Source organism: Vicinamibacterales bacterium, from assembly GCA_035699745.1.
Taxonomy (GTDB): domain Bacteria; phylum Acidobacteriota; class Vicinamibacteria; order Vicinamibacterales; family 2-12-FULL-66-21; genus JAICSD01.
Genome location: DASSPH010000077.1, coordinates 24,700 through 40,669, shown reverse-complemented (window position 1 = coordinate 40,669; position 15,970 = coordinate 24,700). Strand labels below are relative to the sequence as shown.

Sequence of the window (15,970 nt, the reverse complement as noted above, 5' to 3'; positions counted from 1 at the left end):
CTCACTTCCGAAACAGCGTCGCGATGGTGTCGCCGGCGGGATCGCCGCCGGTGTTGCGCGCGAAGAACAGCGCCGGGATCGCGTGTCCCACCCCACGCAGATCGTGCGGCTGCACGGATCGCATGCGCGTCAGGTCGTACGTCTCGAGCAGGATCCGTTCGAGCAGGTCGGCGTCCCACTTCCGCGCGCGGTTCGGGCTGACGGCGAGCAGCAGCGCCTGCGGTGCGCACGAGCCCGGCGCGTCGTAATGGAAGACCACGCCGGTCGTTTCCTGCGCGTTCGGCACGACCTCGACCCACTCGTCGACCACCAGGCCGGCCTGATCAGCCGCCGGATCCCAGTCCTCCGCAGCGGCGAGCACGAGACCGGTGACACCTGCGGGGAACGCGGTCCCGGCGGGCATCGCCGCGCCGACCCAGCGCGGCGGGCCGGGCGCGGGCAACTGCACCGCCTGGAGCGGCGCGGGCGGTTCGCCGGCCACGGCGCCGGCGACGACGCGGACGTCGTGGAGACGGCGGGACGGGGCCCGCACCCGCGCCACGCCGTCGAGCCAGTCCTCCACCTCGATCGGCGTCGCATCGCCGGCCGTCCGTCGGACGGTGCGGGCATTGTCGAGGTCCGCGGGCTGCGCGACCGCGAATACCGGCAGCACTCTGAACCCGCGGCCGATCAGCGCCTCGATGCCTCCCGCGGCGGTGTCGGCCGCCGCGGCGGTGCTGAGACGCGCCGCCGCCTCCTTCACGACGTCGCGCGCCTGCGCCGCGAGATCGCGCCGCGCCGCTTCGTCGCCGACGGCGATCGAACGGGGCGCGGCGTTCTGCAGTCCGGCCGCGGCCATCAACGCGAGCCCGTCGCGGATGTCATCGAGCGCCCCGAGCGCCGGAACGCCGAGCTCGTCGCACGCCGCCCCGATATCCAGGTGGGAGGGAAGATCCAGCAGCGTGGACAGATTCCCCGGAAGGTCCGGATATCGCAGCACGGCGCGCAGCGCGCCCACGTCTGCCGCGTTGATGGCGAACGCGGCCTTCAAGGCCGACACCGCGCCGGTGAGTGCCGTCGTGACGCTCGTCACGCGGCCGTCGATCTCGGCCTGGCGCACGCCTGGACGGCCGGGCAGGCCGGCAGGCGCCAGGTCGCGCGCGTCCGCGGCGCGTGTGCCCCCCACGAGTTCGCGCGCGATCTCGGCGACCGTGAGGATCTCGGCGAGGGAGAGCACGTCCGTCGTCCAGTCCGGCGAGCGATCGGGCAGCAGTCTCGGAACGGCAGGGCGCAGCGCCGCCGTCTCCGCCGCGGCGTACAAGAGCAGCCGGCGTCCGAGATCCGTTTCGGCGAGCGCGGCCACATCGGGCGACGGTCCATACAGAATGTCCAGCGGACACAGACCGGCGTCGGCCAGCGTGTAGTCGCGCGTGCCGTCGGCGGTCGGCTCCCCCGTCTCCGGATCGACCAGGACGACGCGCCATTGCACGCGTGCGGGATCGCCGAGCGCCTGCGCCGCCCAGCCGTTCAACCGCGGCTCCGCCTGCGCGCGGATCCACAGCGCGCGCTGGGCTGCGGTCGCGGTCCACGCGCGCAACGCCGTGACCTCGTCCCGTCCCCCCGTCATGACGAGCAGCCGCCAGGTCACGCCGATCCCGGTGCGGGGCGTCTGCAGCACCGCGGGGTCCGGCGGAGGCACGTCGCCGCGCGCGAGACCGTCGAGTGCGCTGCCGGCGCGGATGTAGTTCCCCTGCAACGCTTGATGGACGCTCTCGGCGAGACCGACGTCCCCGACCGCGTCGATCGCGTCCTGCACGACCGCGAGCGCGGCGAGCACGCCCGTGTAGTCGGCCGTTCCCCGCGCCGGCAGCGCGTCCGGTTGCCCGGGTACGGTGCCGCCCCACGGAATCGCGTTCTCCTTCCATTTCCTGAGGAGGACGACCCCGTCGACGGTTGCCAGCCCCGCGAGCGTTTCGATCGCCGTCCCCGCGGGGGCCGGCGTGAGATGGCCGACCGCCTCGGGCGCAAGCTGGCGCAGCGCGGGCAGATGCTGCAGCAGCCGCCGTTCGGCGAGCGCGCGTTCGAACCGGTATCCCAGCAGCGCCCCGAGAGTCTGTCCACTGCGGACGCCGTCGAGGAGATCGAGCGCGAGCCGCGCGCGCGTAGACGAGAGATCGACCGCCAGCGCCGAGGAACCGTGTGTCAGGTAGCCGCTGCGCAGTACGGCGGCCGTCGCCGCATGCGACAACGATGGCGCATGCACGTAGCCCGTGCTCGGGGGCGCGGTGGCCGGCCGCAAATCGGTGACGAGTCCGTATCCCCCGAGGTGCAGGCCCTCCGGGGAATCGGCGCGCAGCTCGTGCAACCGCCCGGTGGCGACGGCGGTGATCCAGGCGTCGAGCCGATGGGTCGAGAGATCGAGCGCCTCCATCATCAGCCGCTGAAGCGTCGCGGCGGGACGCCGCGCGAGCCGCTCAACCGCGGCGATCGTCGCCGCGAGCGGCGCCACCTCGGACCGCGGCGCGGCCGTGCGCGCCATCGCATACAGCTCCGGCGCGACCGGGCGTCCCTGCCACATCGCCTCGGAGAGATGCCGCCACGAGGTCAGCGTCCGCGTGGTCACGGGATCGTTACCCATGATGTCCGCGAGATCGACGAGCTCCGGTTCGGGCAGCGGCGGATCCGGGATCGGAACGAGGGCGAACGCCGCATCCGCATACGCCTGCAACAGGCTGTGCCGAACGAGCCGCGCCAGGAGCGGCGTATCGTCCGCCGTCCACCCGTCGTGCAGGTCCTGCGGCGTCGCCGCGGCGAGTTTCGCCAGGTACTCGACGGGCTCGTCCTCCGCGCCGGCGCTGACGAGCGGCGCCTCGAAGTCGAGCGCCTGGTCGGCATACGCGCAGGCGCCCAGGCGCACGCGGCCGGCGACGGCCCAGCGATTCAGCCACTGCGCCAGTCGCGCGTCCAGGTCGTCGCGATACGTCGCCGCCAGTGGATCGCCCAGCGCGAACCACAGACTCTCCGCGAGCGCCGGACCGATCAGCGAGCGCACCGCGACTGACGCGGACGTGCCGTCGGTCGCGAGCAGATCGAGCAGCGTCCGATCGACGTCGCCGCTGCCGATTCGCGGAACGGCGTCGGCGAGCCTGCGCCAATCCTCAGCCAGGCGCCGCAGCAGGTTGATCCGCCCCGCGGTCGTGGTCCACCCGACCTGGTTGCCGCGGCCCACGCTGGACACCACGATGCCGGCGCCGAGCGGCAGACCGGCGCCGCCGGCACCCGCGTTGAACGGAGAGCCCCATCGCGCCGGCGCGCCGGCCGGATCGAGCCCGGACCCGACGCGATAGGCCCCGGCGGCGACCCCGCCGCCGTCCCACGCGTAGTGGACGACCACTTCCCGGGTGCCGTCGCCGTCGACATCCGCGAACGCGATCCCGCCCGCGTCAGCGGCGACGCCGCCCGAGGTGACCTCCACCGGCGCAGACCACCGCTCGATGTCTGCGTCCGACAACGAGCCGCGGCCGCTGCGGTACTGGACGGTCGCCGAGGCATCCGTCAGCAGCACCAGCTCGGGAAGCCCGTCAGCGTCCAGATCCTCGACGGCGATGCCGAGCAGCCGTTCCGATCGATCGATCCCTCGGAGCGATACGGGATCGGACCACTGGCGCGCCGCGCCCGTCGCCCGCAGGCCGGTGCCGATCCGCAGCCTCAGGCCGCGGCCGCGGCCGCCGGCCTGCTGGGTGACGAGCACGAGCGCACGCCCGAGATCCGGCAATGTCGCGGCCGCCAGCGCCAGTCGGTCGGGCGCTTCATCGAGCGTGAGCTCGGTATGGCGGGCGCGGGACACCGCCGTACCGGCGCCCTCCAAGCGCAGCACCGAGTAGCCCGCGCGGCTCGTTCCCGGCTCGATCCATCCGACGATCAGCTCCGGTTGGCCATCCCCGTCGAGGTCCATCTGCGTCAGCGCCGTCGCCACGGCGCGCGCCGGCAGTGTCAGCGCCGGCAGTGTCAGCGCCAGCGGCGGCGGCGCGTCGCTGTAAGCGCCGTCAGTCTGGAGATCCCAGAGAACCTTGAGCACTGTGCGCGACCGCCGGCCCCCGCCGACCGCCTGAAGCACGAGCAGCTCGGGCTGATCCGGATGCGGCTGCCAGCGCTCCAGCGACGTGACCGGCAGCACGCCGTACGGCTGATCGCCGACACGCAACGCCGGCAGGGGACCGCGCGCGCGCACCGTCTCGACGAACCACCGCCGCCAGAGGTCGAGATCGATCGCCGTGAACTCCGGCCGGAGCATCTGCGCGAGAAAGTACCCCCACGTCGCGGGCCAGAGCGCCGACGCCATGTCGGCGGCGTCGGCTTGATCGCGCAGATCGGCGTGCGCGATGGTGCCGAACGGGCCGCGTGTCGTGCCGGTGATCCCGAACGCCGCCGCGATCATCGCCGCGTCGGATTCGGAGGCCGGCGCCACCGCCTGCGGAACGCTCGTGCGTGCCGGCTGTCCGGAACGCTCGCCGGTGGTGTTGTTCGTCGGCGTGCCGACCGCGATCAGATCGAGGCCCCACGTGTACCGGTGCGCGTCGAGCAGGTCGGTCCATGTGGCGGCGCTGCTGAGGGCGGTCTCGGACCCGCGCACGCCGGCGACGAGGAGCAGGTCGATTCGATCCACGAGCGCGGGATCGAGCGACATGACGAGGCCCATGCCGGCGGTCTGCGCCGCGGCGAAATCCACCATCCACAGCATCCCGGGATCGGTGGTGCCGGCGGCGGCAACGGGCGAGGGTCCGGCCGCGAGCGGCCTGGCGATCAAACCCCCTTCGGCCGTACCGATCTTCCGCCCATCCCGATAGGCCGTGGCGATCCAGCGATCGGGCAGTCCTTGCGCGCGCACCGCGCGCGACCAGCGCGACGGCCGCGGCGCGACCACAGGAAACGACGGCGGCTGCCCGGCTTGCGGATCGTTCGACGGTGTGAGCACCTTCATCACGAACGCCGCGCGCGTGTCTCCGAGCCGATCGGCGAGTTGCCGCCACGCGGCGACGCGCTCCGCCTCCGTGGTCGCGGTCCAGGTCGTTCGCCAGAAATGTTCGCCCGCCTTCACCTCGTCCGCGGTCAGGCCTGCCTCGTGCCCGTCCATCTGCACGTCGTCGGGATAGACGCGAATCAGGAGTTCCACCGGTCGGCCGGGCGGCGAGGGGCGGAACCGGGTTTCGAGACGGATCGGCAGCAGCAGCAGCGGGACAGCCGGATCGAGATCGCCGATCGTCGCGGCGAGCGCGGCGCGGTAGCGCGCCTCGGCATCGGCGCCCTGCGGGGCGGCGTCGCGCAGCGCGGCGAGTTCGTCGTACGTCATGGCCTGACCGCCGGCAGCAGATCGGAGGCATGGATGCAGATCCGGAACGGCCGCTGCTCGGTGAGGGCGGCGAGCGTCGCGCTCGTACTGCTGACGCCCCATCCCGCAACCGTGGCCCCGGTCAAGCCCCCGGCAAGATCGATGTGGTCCGACGTCGTCCTGGCCACCGCCGGCCACGACGGCTCCGCGGGGTCGGTCGCATCGGCATCCAGTCCGAGGCGCGGCTCGGCCGGGGGCTGCTGAAACACGAAGAACCAGCCCGGTTCGTCGACCGCCGGATCGGGATTGCCGTGAGCCTCCGCGGGATCGAGATCGAAACCGAAGAAGGTGATGTCCGGAGGGATCGTGCCGCCGAAAACGGGGTACTCCTCCGGGAACGCCGGCGTCCCGGGTTCCGCGCCGGGGGCCGCCGTCGCGGGCACACGCCGCCCGCTGCTCCACGTCGCGCGTGCGGCATAGATCAATGTGCGCGGATAGCGCTGCAGGACCTCGCCGCGGACCACGAGGACGACCTGCTCGCCGCTCGTCAGGTGCGTGCCGAGATCGCCGGTCCAGGTGTCGATCGGCGGAATGTCGTCAGCGGGACCGGCCAGGGACGCGGCGCGATCCCAGAAGCGGCGAAAACAGGTGCCGCGTTGATCGGTCGGAAAACCGCGCCACAGCAGCTCGCGCGCCATCTCGTGATTGACGCCGACCATCAGCGCTTCCACGAACCGTGGATTCGTCGGCAGCGCGGTGACCGAATTCGCCGGCAGATTCTGGATGCCCGGGAGCATGTGCTCCTGCGTGAGATCCAGCAGATCGCGATACACCGGCGTGTCGAACCGCGGCGCGGCCCACACCGGCGCCAGGGGGTCCTCGGGATTCCAGCCCGGAGGGAGCGTCAGGCGCGCGCGCACGCGCGCCGGAATGGTGCGCGCCGGATCGGTCGCGGCGAGGATCGCCGTGCGCAGGGCCGGCAGATCCAGCGCCGGCCTGGGTTGCCGCGGCACCGGCTCGCACCCGGGCAGTCCCTGTTGATGTGCGGCCGCGGCGGCGATGAACGCGCGCCATTGTTCGGGCGACGCCTGGCCGTGCCGCGCGGCCAGCGCCTGCGCGACGCGGGCGCTCGTGATCTCGCAGAACCGGATGGCGCTCGGCGCGGCCGCTTCGTCGACGGTGGTGGATCCGTGGGGGCGCGGCGCGGGCGCGGTCAGCGAGAGGCGCCCGTCGTTCACCGCGCGCAGCAGCGCGATGCCGCTCGTACGCGATCGCCGCGCCAGCCGGCCGCGCGGCCGGGTGGCGCGGCGGAATGCCCCGCTGGTCATGGCGCGCGGGACGCGGCTCGCGTCGACGACCGCCGCGACGGTTGTGGCGCCCGCCAGCACGCGTGTATGAATGGCGGTGCTGATGTGCAGCACACCGGCGTCAGACAGTCTGCCGATCTGCCCGTGCAGCACGAGGCTCGCCCCGCGCGCGAGCTGGCCCTGTCGCAGCAGCGCATTCGCCGCCTCGATCTCCCCCGCCTGGCGCCACGCCGCGGCCATCAGCTCTTCCTGCCGCGACTGCACGATGCGCGTACCGAGCGCCGCCGCGGCGCGATACCGCGGATCCAGATTGAGCTGGTTGACCCAGCTTCGCGAGCGGCTGGCGGTGCTCGAGCTTTCCACCGCCGCGTGCCACCGGCCGTAGAGCGGCGGCGGGAGCACCAGATCGGCGGCAGGCCTTCCGTCGATCGCGCGCTGCAGCGGATCGGTGAATCGCGCCGGCGGCCGCGGATCGGGACAGGCGCCGATCGCCCCCGGCATCATCCACTCGCCGAGATCGGGGATCCCCGCGGGCAGCGACGCCACGATGATCGGCGTTGCGGCCGTGCCGCCCGCGCCGTTGCGGCGCAATCGCGAGACCAGCGCCTCGAAGTCCCCTTCCTGGCCGGTGACGAACTCCCACCACACGTACATCGGCAGATCGATCTCGGTCGTGGCGTTCGTCCACGACGCCGCGGTCGTCGCTGCGTTGGGGTCTATCGCCAGACCGAGCCCCGCCCGACGGCCGAGCTCGAATGCCGGCACCACGGCGGCGACATAGCGCGTCCGCGGGACCAGCAATCGTGGACAGACCAGACGCGCGAGCGCGCGCACCGGCGGATCCGCGAGGAGATCCGCGGCCGCGCCCACCTGGGCGTGCGCCCAGGCCCACGATTGGTCGAGATTCGGCAGTTCCTGTTGCGCGTCGTCGACCCGGAGGACCGGCAGCCGGCCTGCCGTCGCGTCGATCGTCGCGCGATCCTGCCGGACGGCGATCAGGACGATCCACGGCCGCAGCCGATCCACGTTCGGCGCGGCCGGCGTGAACAACCACGGCAGCTCGGGCCGATCGAACTCGATCGCCGGAAAATAGTTCGGCTCCGCGTCGGGAGTGTCTGGCGCGGGTTCCCGTCTGATCACGTGCCGCGTGTCGAACCCCAGCACGTCGCCCGGACCGTAGACCTGGATCGCCGTCGGCGCCGGCGGGCCGGTGTTCACCGCGGTCGTCACCGTCACCTCGGCGCGCGCGCCGACCGGACCGGTCAACGGATCGATCGTGCCGGCCCCCGCCAGGCCGCGGCGCACCCACGGAATGTACTGACGCGCCGTCATGCCGCCACCTCGTGCGAGCCGACGACCTGGGCCGCCGTCCCACCCTGGCGGCGCGCCGCATCCGCTTCCACGAAGCTGACGTGTGCCGCGCCGGCGGCCGCGAGATCGGCCGGCGCGGCGAGTGAGTACGACTGCGGCGCCACGGCGATGCCGAGCACCGGACCGTCGTAGCGCAGCTTCGATGGCGCCTGCGCGGCGGCGCCGATGCCCGCCACCGCGCCGACCACGGCGCCGTGCATGACGTAAAGCGGGCCGGGGACTTCTTCGGGCTGGTCGACGATCCGGGTCTCGTACTCGTCGGCGCCGGCGACCGCCGGACCCGATTGCAGCGGCGGCGCCGCAATGCTGGTATAGCCGCAGATCAGCGGTTCGAACGCCGGACGCGACAGCTTCTCGTCGTCCGACATGGCGAAGAAGAGTCCCGGCGCCAGGTCTTCGCGAATCGCCGTTCGCGTCGCGTCCACCGAGGCGCCGCCGATCGCGAACGTCAGGGCGAAGCGCCGCGCCGTGTCTACGACCGGTGCCCCGTTGTAGATGTCGATCGCGATCTCGAGCGGAACGACGCGCTGACGAACGCCGATGGTGCCGAGCGGATGCGCCAGCACATTGGGGCTCTCGAACTCGCGCAGCGTCACCACGCCATTCGCCACGTCGGGGAGTTGCGCCATCCAGTTGCGCTTGTCGGCGAGGGCCGCGGCGAGATCGGCCGTCGGATCGACCGCGGGCGGCGGCAGCGGCGGCGGCTCCTCGCCCATCGTCACGTCGATCGGAATGCGGTGCGTGCCGAGGAAGATGACCTCGGCGTAGCCCGAGGCGCGCCAGGGTGTCGGGCCCGACAGCGAGAGGAGCACCGAGGCCGAGAGGATGCTCTTGCCGTTGCGGCGGATGTCGACCCCGCCGTAGATGTCGACGACGAATCCGAACGGATCGAAGATGACGAGCGCGTCGAACCCCAGATACGCGCACGCGCTGAACACGCCGAGAAAGCCGGTGTCGAGCTCTGCGTAGATGTCGACCTTGGCGCCGATCTGCACGCTGTTCGAGGTGAGGGCGAAGTAGGTCTCGAGCCGAAGCCTCGGGTTGTCGCTCGTCGCCAGCGACAGCGCGAGCCGCCGCAGCGCGGGGAAGCCGCCCGGCGCGCTGAAGCGCGGATTGAACCCGCCGGCGGAGACCGCGAAGATCTTCGTCGCCCCCCAGCCGATGCGGACGGCGATGTCCCCGGTCAACGTGAACACCGCGATGCGCGAATCCCGCAGCGACGCGTCGATCGAGATCTCGCCGCGTCCGAAGTCCAGGATGCCGACGATGTCGAGGCGGAGCTCCACCACCGCGTCGTCCGACTGCGGGAGGAGGAGCGTGACGCGGCCGAGAATCGCCAGGACGACCGGTTCCGGCACGACGATGATGACGCCGAGATCGACGGTGATGAGGTTCGACCCCCATCCGATGCGCACCATCAGACCGATGACGAAGCGGCCCGGCGAGACCGGGAAGATCGACTGCAGGTCGCTGAGGACCTTGGGAATGTTCTTCAGCGGATCCGGCGGGAACAGAATCGAGTCGAGGGCACCGGTACGTGCGCCCGCCCTGAGCGGCTCGACCGCCATCGTCCGGTTGAAGCCGAAGATGCCGCCGAGCCCGCTCAACGTGAAGCCCATGCTGAGCTGAATGGGCGGGAATTCGGCGGTGAGGATCACCAACAGGCTGAAGCCCTTCGACCCGTCGGGCATCCTGGTCGCGATCAGCCCGATCGCGGTGATGGTGATGATTTCCTTGATGCTCAGCTGAAGGATGCCGGCGTACTGGCCGGCGTCGAAGTCGAACAGCGCGTAGCCCCCGCCCTTGACGATCGAGGCTTCGACCAGCAGGCCGGCGCCGTCCGGCGGTTTGAAGCCGAAGCCCAGATCGAGCGCCCCGAGGTTGCCCGGCGGATCGCTGGCGCCGCGCGGCGTCGCCAGCAGACGCGCGCCGACCTTGCTGACCGTCGCCGTCACCGGGCCGAGCGTCAGCACGACGTCGACCGAGAGATTCAGGACGATGCCGCTGCCGGTTCGCGCCAGCAGCTCGATGGTGATCGTCTCGATCCGCAGCAGGATCAGATCGAGGTGCGCCGAGATGACGAACCGGAAGCCGCCCCCCGCGGCCAGCCGTACGCCCTTCTTCGTCGACGCCACGATCTCGAGATCGAGCGTCACCGACTGGGGATTGGTGCCGAGGAACTTTCCCAGGAACGAGTCCGCGGACGAGGCCTGGATGACGAACGCCAGCTTCTGCACCATCAGGCTGACGATGAACTCGAGATCGCTGGGCTCGCCCGATACCGCAAGGCGGAACTCGAACCGGTCCACCTCCAGCCGCATGCCGGTGGGCGATCCGAGCAGCAGCAGCGGCGTGTTGCGCTGCAGCGCCACGGCGGCATCGAAGGTGACCGACACGCCGGTGAGCCGGCCGTCGATCGAATCGGGCCGCAGATCGACGACGAGGCCGCCTTGCGCCTGAAGGGCCCCTTCGATCGCCAGCGCGAGTGGACCGAGATCGATGGTGACGCCGATCGCCCCGCCGACCGCGGCATCGATCTGCAAGGCCACGCCAATCGCGTCTCCGGTTGGGGTGTTCTTGGCCGGAATCGGCAGGACCGAGACGCCCAGCGCGCCGAACGTGTCGGTGGTGGGGTCGTAGGTCTCGAACAGCGTCGCCGTCAGCTGACGCAGCGATGGCAGACCCGGCGCGGTCGGCGCCCAGTACGGCGTGATCGCGCCGTCGCTCGGCTCGGTGATATACGCCGGCCCCAGAATCTGGGCGACGCCGCGCAGGCGCGTCAGCACCCGATCCTGATCGAGCACTCGATTGTCGCCCCATCCGAACTCGGTCTTCAGGTGCGTGACCGGGTCCGCCAGGAACGCCGCGAGCTTGCCGAAATCCAGCACGCGGGCGCGATAGGCGAGCCGTGGCGCCGCCGCCGGGACGTCGTACTCGTCGATGCCGCCGACCACGCCGAGCAGCGCCGTGATCGCCGGCTGCGATCGTTCGACCGTCCGGATCAACAGCATCTGGAACAGCTCGTTCGGGAACACGCTCCAGAAGGCGGCGGTGTCGAACGGCGCTGGCAGCGTGGCCCTGTCTGCCGGCCCGGTGGTGAGCGCCCGCACGAAGGCGACGATATCGGATACGGACGACGCCGCCGCGAGCACCACGACGGGATCGGTGAGATCCCCCCCGGCGATCGCATACCGGGCATCGGTGAGCACGTTGCCGATGTCGAAGGGAGCCCGCACGCCGGACAGATCGTCGGCAGGGTCGACCGGCCATCCGAGCTGGGTGAGCACGGCGGCGAACTCGGACTCCGATCGGGCGAGACGCGGCAGCGGCTCGAGCGCGTCGAGCAGCTGCGAGGCGACGCTGATGATGAAGTCCTCGATGTCGCTCATGGAACGCTCACACGATCCGATCGACGAACCGCATCTGCGAGGCCTTGAACGTCGTCCAGTCAGGCGACACGTCGGTGGTGACCTGCTGGGATACGGGCCGGTCGACGTCGAAGAGTTGCTGTTGCACCTCCGCCGCGAAGGCGGCGTTCTGGATGACCACGCCGAATTCGAACAGCTGATCGGCAGAGCTCTTGGCGAAGTTGTAGCTGCCGACGATCGACGTGAGGTTGTCCGCCGTGGCGACCTTCACGTGGAGCATGTGGTTGTTGTAGGCGTAGATCTGCACGCCGGCGGCGCGCAGCGAATCCCAGCGCGCCTTCATCAGTTCGCGGGCCGGCGCGAGATCGAGGTGCTTGTCGGGGACGATCAACTCCACCGGCACCTGACGTATCTGTGCGGCGTGGGCGATGAAGATCGCGATCAGATCGTCGGTGACGTACGGGTTCTCGATGCGGATCTGCTGGGTGGCGTTGCGGAACAGTCGCAGGTACTCCGCGGCGATGTCACGCTCGAGGCCGGGAATGTTGGCGACGACCTTGACCGAGACGTTCCCCCGGTTCTGCGGCGCGGGAAAGTAGTCGAGCGACGTGCGCGAGAGATACTCGCCCGCGCACACCGCCCACCTTTCGGCGAAGCACCGCTGCGCGTCGCGCACCACGGGCCCCTCGATCCGGACGAACGCGTCGTGCCACTTGTCCCACTTTTCAGTGGTGGCGGGATCGGCTATCTCCTCATCGATGTCGCGCGCGGGATCGATGGGATCCTGGTACAGGTAATACCGCTGGCCGTTGGCGCCGCCGCAATAGGCAATCGTGCCGTCGATGATGATCAGCTTGGTATGGTCTCGACACCCTCCGAGCAGGAACGGTGAGGCCAATCCGGCAGACCCGAAGTCGCGAGCGGACTTGAACACCTCCTGCAGCGCCCGAGGAATCCCGCCAAGGATCTCCGCTTCGGTGCGGATGCGGAGCGCGGTCATGGCGTAGAGACCGCCATAGCGGGTGGCAATCGCCCGGGCCGCGACTTTCTGCACCTCGAGCCGCTCGCGGTACTCGGGATCGGTCACGGTGGTCAGATTGTCGAGCGGCGGAACCAGCAGGCCGGACGTGGCGATTTTGACTCCGGCGGCCGTCAGGGCATTCATCCCGTCCAGGAACTCACCTGGCGCGATCCCCTGCCCCAACGGCTCGGGCATGGCGGTCGCCACCTGGTCGAAGAGCAGGCGGACCTCGACCCCACGGGCGGCGCACGCTTGCAGCGCGGTCGACACGTCGGACACGGTGGCAAAGAAGAACCAATTGAGGTGCACGTGGTGCTGCGCGGCGGCGAGCGCGGGCAGCAGGCTCGCCAGGATCTTGTCGCCGTCCACCAGCAACTCCACCCGGTTGCCGGGCACGAACGCCGGCATCGTCCGGCGGATCGTCGGCGCTGTCACCGTCGATCCGGGCTGGCCGACCAGCGCGGCGGTGAAGTACAGCGGCGGAAACAACAGATCGTCGGTAATCGGCGTTGCGAGAAACGAGGCGTTGGTCTGATACGCGAGCGTTCTGCCGGCGTCGCAGCAGGCGTTGAAGTGGCTGTAGTAACCGGTGAAGATTTCCAGCACCTTCCACTGGTAGTTCAAGGTGACGCTGGCGCGAGCGGAAATCGGCGTGGATCCCACGGCGCCGATCACCGCGATCCGCGTCGCCAGCGGCGGCGACAGCGCGGTCTTGAACAGCTTGAACACGACGACGCCGCCCGGGACATCCGAGACGTCCACCACCATCTCGGCGGTGCGACCGAACACGAAGTTCGTGACTGACTGACCGTCAATCAGCCAGCGAGGATTGCTGAGGGGCATCGGTGGCGGCGTCTGTTGAGCGAGTCCCGCTGACCATATCCGCCGCGTTGACGCGCGTCAATGACATCGCGGAGTTCGCGCGTGGGGTAACGCATACCCGTCGCCGCGCTCGACGCCGGCCGCTCACGAAACGTCGTGCGACACGTGATCCGCAGACGCGCGCGGACGCGGGTTCATCAGCCGCCGGTAATGAGCGGCGTGCGCCGGGAGAACTCGGGCTTCTCGAGCTCGCTGACGATGTAAGCGGCGACGGCTTCCCGCGGGATGCTCGCCGTCGCCGTGAAGCGGTCGGTGATGCGTGCGGGTGCGCCGGGCGTGCGATTGGTCAGCGTCGTGGGACGCACCGCCATCCAGTCCAGACCGCTGGGCCGGAGGATGTCCTCCACACGCTCGAGGTCGGCATACGCGACGCCGACGTTGCTCGTCGCCAGCAGAATGCGCATCATGACGTTGAGCGCCGGTCGCGAGTCGGCGACTCCTGCCGCGCTGATCACGGCGATGCGCCGGACGCCGCCGCGCGTCATCGCCCGCACCATGTTTGCCGTCGCGCGCGAGATGAAGTCGTCGGGAGAATGGCGCCTGGCCCAGGGATGGGTGTAGCGGATGCCCAGCGCGCTCACGACCACGTCGTGTCCGGGGACCGCTCGGGCCACGAACTCGGGATCGAGGACGTCCCCCTTCACGACCTGCACCCCTGCCGGCGGGGTGTAGGACGTTTCGGGACGGACGATCGCCGTCACCGCATGCCCCCGGGATGCGGCGAGCCGCGCGATGTGCGATCCGGTCCGTCCCGACGCGCCGAACAGGATCAGTTTCATCGCCCGTCCTTCGCCGCGCATTCTGACACAAACCGCCGCGGGCGCACCTTGACGTCCGTCTCGGCGGCATGGTCTGATTCCGTGTGCGTCAACCCGCTGCGGAGATCGCCCGGGCGTTGGCCGCGATTCCCTCCCCGGTCCGCGCCGACCTGCAGGCGGTCGACGCGCGATGCACGGCGTACCTTCACGCGCACGGTCCGGTGCCCTCGCCGTTCGTCCGCCACCTCGATCGCAGTCCCAGCCGCGGACTCCGCTCGGCGCTGCTGCTGCTCTCGGCGCGTTCCTGCGGATATCACGGGGACCTCGCGATCCAGTACGCCGCCGCCGTCGAGCTGATCCATCGCGCCACGCTCCTGCACCGTGCGTTCACCTCGGCGGACGCCCCGGTGCACGCCGACACCGTGGCGCAGCGCGACCTCGCCGTGCTGCTCGGTGACTTCTTGTACGTCACCGCGATGCGGCTCGCGCTGGCACCGGATCGGCGGGACATCGTCCTGCTGATCTGCGAAGCCACGATCGGCACGTTCGAAGGCGGGTTGTACCAGTTGGCGACGACCCCGGGCAGCGCCGCCGACGACTCGGAATACCTCGAACTGATTACCCGCCAGACCGCGCCGCTGTTCGCGGTGTCAGCGGAGATCGGGGCGCGGCTCGGGAATGCCGGCGCCGCGGCCGAGCGGGCGTTCGCACGCTACGGGTTCGGCTTCGGCATGGCGTTTCATCTCCTCGATCACCGCGCCATCGCCGATGCACCGGCGCGGGCGCGGCAGCACGCCGCCGAGGCGCGGCGCGCCATCGACTCCGTAGACGCGTCCGAAGAACGCGACGTCCTCGTCGCCCTACTCGACGCCCTCGATCCGCCGCCGCCCCGGCACGCTCCGGCGATGCCGCGGCTCGGCACGTCTCGCGTGTGACCCGCGGACGCGGCTAGGGCCGGCGCACGACGATCACACGCGGCCGGCGGCGGACAACGGGCACTGGCCGCGGCGCGATCGCGATCGACGTTTCGAGCGCACGCAGCCACCGCTCGACGATCGCCGCTTCGTCGTTCAACGCCGGATGCGACTGCATCGTCAAGGCGAGGCGGCCGCCGGTGATGACCGCGCCCAGGGCGAGCGGCTGAAAGCGGGTCGCCGGCGGGCAGAACAGCCAGGCGCCTGACGGAACGGTCTGAGGAAGGTGCCAGGCGCCGAGATTCGAAACGGTACCGAGTGCGCGCCATCGCCGCGCTCCGGCCGCAAGCGCATCCTGCAGCAGACGCGTGCCGGCGCTGCGCCCCGCCGCGAGGGCGTACCACGATCCGACGTCTATCCCCCGCCGCAGATCGTGGCGCACCCGCTGGTGCACGTCACGCGGGCGATCGTCGTCGCGCACCGGCACGATGAGAAACCCGAGATGATTCGCCGTGTCTCGGCGCAGGCGGACCGCACCGCGCATGTTCACCGGGACCATCCATGCGGATCCGCGATCGGAGTCGAGCTCGTCGCGGATCGCGTGGTGCAGACACCACAGCAGCCAGCTGTTCAGACTCACGCCGCACGTGTCGGCCCGGCGCAGGACCTCCGACGTCGCGGACTCGGAAAGTATGGTCCACGCCACGGCCACCGGGCGTGAACGCGACGGCTGGCGCGGGCGCCAGTCGTCATCGAACATGTCCCACCGCGCCGGGCGCCGCCGCCGCTGTCCGAGGAATGCGCGGAACGATCGCAGGACGGGCGCGGGTGGGCGCCGGCGCGTGACTGGCGGCGTCACGTCCACCCCGGCGTCGCGCAACAGGTGCAGCAAACCGCCCATGCCGTCGAAGCGGTCGTGGGGCAGGAACGTCCATGACGGCGTCGCCGATCCGTCGGGAATGAATCCGTAGCGGATGTCGACCGACTCCCCTTCCGCCCGCAGCGCCGCGAACCAACGCCCTGCCCGATCGGTCATGGTGT

Annotated in this window: 7 protein-coding genes; 1 reads left to right on the top strand and 6 read right to left on the bottom strand. The window is 70.8% G+C overall.

Annotation, left to right across the window (positions count from 1 at the left end; genetic code table 11):
- Position 1: 1 nt before the first annotated feature.
- From VFK57_19030 to VFK57_19010, 5 genes are all read right to left on the bottom strand, one after another.
- The gene (locus tag VFK57_19030; protein ID HET7697815.1) at positions 2-5,329 is read right to left on the bottom strand and encodes a VCBS repeat-containing protein; all 5,328 of its coding nucleotides are present in this window, start codon (positions 5,327-5,329) and stop codon (positions 2-4) included.
- A complete protein-coding gene (locus tag VFK57_19025; protein HET7697814.1) occupies positions 5,326-7,947 on the bottom strand; it encodes a hypothetical protein in 2,622 nt (873 codons plus the stop codon). The genes VFK57_19030 and VFK57_19025 overlap by 4 nt, the downstream gene beginning before the upstream one ends.
- Positions 7,944-11,375 (bottom strand): DUF6603 domain-containing protein, encoded by a 3,432-nt coding sequence (locus tag VFK57_19020; protein HET7697813.1) that lies wholly within the window; start codon positions 11,373-11,375, stop codon positions 7,944-7,946. The genes VFK57_19025 and VFK57_19020 overlap by 4 nt, the downstream gene beginning before the upstream one ends.
- A gap of 7 nt (positions 11,376-11,382) precedes the next feature.
- On the bottom strand, positions 11,383-13,164 hold the full coding sequence (locus VFK57_19015; GenBank protein ID HET7697812.1) for a phospholipase D-like domain-containing protein: 1,782 nt from the start codon (positions 13,162-13,164) through the stop codon (positions 11,383-11,385).
- 230 nt (positions 13,165-13,394) lie between these two features.
- Positions 13,395-14,036: an NAD(P)H-binding protein gene (locus VFK57_19010; protein HET7697811.1), complete on the bottom strand. Its 642-nt coding sequence runs from the start codon at positions 14,034-14,036 to the stop codon at positions 13,395-13,397.
- A gap of 83 nt (positions 14,037-14,119) precedes the next feature.
- On the opposite strand from VFK57_19010, the gene VFK57_19005 reads away from it, so the two are divergent.
- On the top strand, positions 14,120-14,950 hold the full coding sequence (locus VFK57_19005; GenBank protein HET7697810.1) for a polyprenyl synthetase family protein: 831 nt from the start codon (positions 14,120-14,122) through the stop codon (positions 14,948-14,950).
- Positions 14,951-14,963: 13 nt separating this feature from the next.
- On the opposite strand, the gene VFK57_19000 is transcribed toward VFK57_19005, so the two are convergent.
- A complete protein-coding gene (locus VFK57_19000) occupies positions 14,964-15,965 on the bottom strand; it encodes a hypothetical protein (GenBank protein ID HET7697809.1) in 1,002 nt (333 codons plus the stop codon).
- Positions 15,966-15,970 lie beyond the last annotated feature (5 nt).

Bases quoted from the DNA above. Each gene is read 5' to 3' on its own strand.
- VFK57_19030 (HET7697815.1), bottom strand. From the start codon at position 5,329: ATGACGTACGACGAACTCGCCGCGCTGCGCGACGCCGCCCCGCAGGGC.
- VFK57_19025 (HET7697814.1), bottom strand. From the start codon at position 7,947: ATGACGGCGCGTCAGTACATTCCGTGGGTGCGCCGCGGCCTGGCGGGG.
- VFK57_19020 (HET7697813.1), bottom strand. From the start codon at position 11,375: ATGAGCGACATCGAGGACTTCATCATCAGCGTCGCCTCGCAGCTGCTC.
- VFK57_19010 (HET7697811.1), bottom strand. From the start codon at position 14,036: ATGAAACTGATCCTGTTCGGCGCGTCGGGACGGACCGGATCGCACATC.
- VFK57_19000 (HET7697809.1), bottom strand. From the start codon at position 15,965: ATGACCGATCGGGCAGGGCGTTGGTTCGCGGCGCTGCGGGCGGAAGGG.